This window comes from Geitlerinema sp. CS-897 (genome assembly GCF_028368005.1).
Taxonomy (GTDB): Bacteria; Cyanobacteriota; Cyanobacteriia; order Cyanobacteriales; family Geitlerinemataceae; genus Baaleninema; species Baaleninema simplex.
Genome location: NZ_JAQNCQ010000126.1, coordinates 1 through 4,171, shown reverse-complemented (window position 1 = coordinate 4,171; position 4,171 = coordinate 1). Strand labels below are relative to the sequence as shown.

Here is a 4,171-nt window from a genome sequence, read left to right as displayed (position 1 = left end):
TTCTATATCTGTTTTTAAGTTCTTCTACTGGCAAATGGGGAACTATCGTTGCTGTTCTCGGCATCACTTTTTAAGTCTGAAGTTTTAACTATTATAGCGTGGCTTTGACAACTGGATTCCGTATTATTTTCTAACAAAAAATCGTGATTTCATCTCTATTTTATTTTCTTGGTTTAGAATTGAAAACCAATTTTAAACCAAGAAAATTGCACGACTTGGCGATCGCCCCACAAAAAACCCCGATGTCGCAAAAACATCGGGGTAACGGGGACGAGGCATTATCCCCGTTCTCTCCAATCGCTACGCGAAATAATCCTGTAACGCTTTCACCTGATAGGTATCCGCCTGCATCGATCGCACCGCAGCCACCGCAGCCTTCGCCCCCGCGATCGTCGTGATCGCAGGAATCTTATACGCTAATGCCGTCCGGCGAATCAACCGCCCCTCCGCTTGTGCGTCTTCCCCCGAAGGCGTGTTCACGATCAACTGAATCTGCTTGTTCTTAATCGCATCCAGCACGTGAGGCCGCCCTTCCGAGAGCTTGAAGATCGACTCTACCCCTTCAACTCCCGCTGTCGTCAACGCTCGCTTCGTGCCGTCCGTGGCCATCACCTTAAAGCCCAGTTCCTGCAACTCCTTCACCACCGGCACCACCAACGGCTTGTCGCGATCGATCACCGAAACAAACGCCGTCCCCGACAGCGGCAACCGTTCCCCGGCTGCCAGTTCCGCCTTCGCGAACGCCTTCCCGAAACCGTCATCGATGCCCATCACCTCCCCAGTCGATCGCATCTCAGGTCCGAGCAGCGTATCCGTCCCCGGAAACTTATTAAACGGCAACACCGCCTCCTTCACCGCAACGTGACTCGGAATTATTTCTCCTGTCACCCCCAACTCTGCCAGCGTCTCACCCGCCATCACCCGAGACGCCACCTTCGCCAGCGGTATCCCGATCGACTTCGACACAAAGGGAACCGTCCGCGACGCCCGAGGGTTCGCCTCGATGATATACACCACATCTCCCTGTACCGCGTACTGCACGTTCATCAAGCCCACCACGCTCAGCCGCTTCGCTAACTTCTCTGTCCAATCCCGAATCGTGGCCAAAGCCGCCTCGGACAACGTTTGCGTCGGAATCGAACAGGCCGAATCCCCCGAGTGAATCCCCGCCTGTTCGATGTGTTCCATAATGCCGCCGACGACTACCGTACCCGTCTTGTCCGCCACTGCGTCCACATCTACTTCAACGGCGTTTTCCAAGAACTTATCGATAAGAATCGGATGGTCGGGTTCCACTTGCACCGCAAAGGTCATATACCGTTCCAACTCTTCGTCGGAGTAGACCACTTCCATCGCTCGACCCCCCAGAACGTAAGACGGACGCACCACTACCGGATATCCGATGCGTTTGGCCACCTTCAACGACTCCTCGTAACTGCGAGCGATACCGTTGGGGGGTTGCAAAATCTCCAACTCCCGCAAAATCTGCTCGAACCGCTCCCGATCTTCCGAGGCGTCGATCGAATCCGGCGAAGTTCCCCAAATCGGCGCGTTCGCCTTCTCTAGCGGCACCGCCAACTTCAACGGCGTCTGTCCCCCGAATTGGATGATAATTCCCTCTGGCTGCTCCGCCTCGATGATATTGAGAACGTCCTCCTTCGTCAGCGGCTCGAAATACAGGCGATCGCTCGTATCGTAGTCCGTCGAAACGGTCTCCGGGTTCGAGTTCACCATAATCGTCTCGAATCCCTTATCCTGCAACGCAAACGACGCGTGGCAGCAGCAATAATCGAACTCGATGCCCTGACCGATGCGGTTCGGACCGCCGCCGAGAATCATCACCTTCCGACGCTCTGAGGGCAATACCTCGCTTTCCTCGTCGTACGTCGAATAATAATAGGGCGTTTCCGAAGCAAACTCCGCCGCACAAGTGTCCACCATCTTGTAGGACGGAATCACGTCCAGCTCTTTCCGATACGTCCGCACCTCGTCTTCCTTGGACTTTGTCGCAAACGCAATCTGCACGTCGCTAAAACCCATCTGCTTGACTCGCCGCATCTGCTCGGCAGAGATTTCCCGCAGCGGCGTCAACTTCAACCACTTCTCCGTCTCCAAAATTTCGGTAAACTTATCCAAAAACCAAATATCGATGCCCGTCAGCTCGTAAATCTCCTCGACAGACATTCCCACCGTCAACGCCTGGTGCAGTGTAAACATCCGTTCCGGGTTTGGTTTCCGCAATCCTGCCTGAATCGTACTCAACGGCGGAATCTTCGAGGCGCGATCGCAGCCCCATCCCGCGTGTCCAGTTTCGAGCGATCGAAACGCCTTCTGAAACGACTCAGTGAAGGTTCGTCCGATGGCCATCGCTTCCCCCACGGACTTCATCTGTGTCGTCAAAAACGGCTGCGTTCCGGGGAACTTCTCGAACGCGAACCGAGGAATCTTCGTCACCACATAATCGATCGTCGGCTCGAAACTCGCTGGCGTCTTCTTCGTAATATCGTTAGAAATCTCGTCGAGGGTGTACCCCACCGCCAGCTTCGCCGCAAACTTCGCGATCGGAAATCCCGTCGCCTTACTCGCTAACGCCGAACTGCGCGATACTCGAGGATTCATCTCAATGACGATGACGTCCCCATTGACGGGATTCACTGCAAACTGAATGTTCGAGCCGCCGGTTTCGACGCCGATTTCTCGAATGATGGCGATCGAAGCGTCCCGCAGCCGCTGATATTCCTTATCCGTCAGCGTTTGCGCCGGTGCCACCGTAATCGAATCCCCTGTATGGATGCCCATCGGGTCGATATTTTCGATCGAGCAGATAATCACCACGTTATCCGCCAAATCCCGCATCACCTCAAGCTCGTATTCCTTCCAACCGATGAGGGATTTCTCCACCAAAATTTGACTCACCGGAGACGCATCCAGCCCTCCGGCGGCCATCTCCTCGAATTCCTCCTGGTTGTAAGAAATACCGCCTCCCGTTCCCCCCAGCGTAAACGCCGGACGGATAATCAACGGATAAGACCCGATTTCCGCAGCCACCGCCTTCGCCTCGTCCAACGTACTAGCGATACCCGAAGGACAGCTTTTCAACCCGATTTTGTCCATCGCCTGACGGAACAAATCCCGGTCTTCCGCTTTTTGAATTGCGGGTAGTTTCGCCCCGATGAGTTCTACCCCATATTTTTCTAACGCCCCGCTTTCCGAGAGCGCCACCGCCAGGTTGAGGGCTGTTTGTCCCCCCATCGTCGGTAGTATGGCGTCTGGGCGTTCTTTCGCGATGACCTGTTCGACGATATCTGGTGTTAGCGGCTCGATGTACGTGCGATCGGCCATTTCCGGGTCGGTCATGATCGTCGCCGGGTTGGAGTTGATCAGGATTGTTTCGTAGCCCTCTTCCCGTAGCGCTTTGAGGGCTTGCGTTCCCGAGTAGTCGAACTCGCAGGCTTGTCCGATAACGATCGGACCGCTCCCTAACAACAGAATTTTCTTGAGGTCTTCGCGACGAGGCATAGCTTTTTCGGTGAACAGTGAGCAGTGAGCAGTGAACAGTGGGGCTAGTTTTCAGTTGTCTGGGGTGGGGCGATACCCACCGTTCCCCACGATCGATTCCGTCCTGGCAGCTCTCCATTGGAAAGGGCAACGATGCCGCTGGACGAAACCTCCCCAGCCCGGAGAATGCCATATAGGGGACGACCAAATTGTAAATCCAGACTATTTTACGGGTTTTTGCCAGTCGCGAAAGAGACTCGAACGGTTGCTTTTCCAAGATTTGATGACTTCCAACCCGCAGAGGTGCGATCGAACTGGGGCGTTTGGGTCGCTTTAGCGTCTTTCTGATGACTCCCTATATATATAAGCTTCCTAGCGAGAGCGATCGCTCCTCTGCGGGCCTCGCCTCGAAACATCCTGTCGCGATCGTGCGAATCTGGCCAAAAAATTTGGGGAGCGAACGAAAAGCCATTAGAGTGCGATCGCGGGGTTGAGGAGGGTGGTCTCGAAAAAAATCCAAAAAAATTCAAGTCCAAACCCCTTACTGTGTGGTTATTTCAGCCATCGCCGTTCAAAAAAGCCAAAATTTTTTTCCAAAAGGGGTTGACAGTCCCTAATGGTCTTGTTAGATTGGTTAAGCGCTCGAGAGGAGGGGCGAACGACGCCGCCCTCA

General features: G+C 54.3%; 1 protein-coding gene. It reads right to left on the bottom strand.

Going from position 1 to position 4,171, the window contains the following annotated elements; genetic code table 11:
- Nucleotides 1-300 precede the first annotated feature (300 nt).
- Complete coding sequence (gene carB / locus POG22_RS07665) at nt 301-3,519, bottom strand: carbamoyl-phosphate synthase large subunit (RefSeq protein WP_498904538.1); 3,219 nt, start codon at nt 3,517-3,519, stop codon at nt 301-303.
- Nucleotides 3,520-4,171: the final 652 nt, after the last annotated feature.

What these genes read in the sequence shown, in the direction of transcription:
- carB (WP_498904538.1), bottom strand. Translation starts at nt 3,519, where the DNA reads ATGCCTCGTCGCGAAGACCTCAAGAAAATTCTGTTGTTAGGGAGCGGT.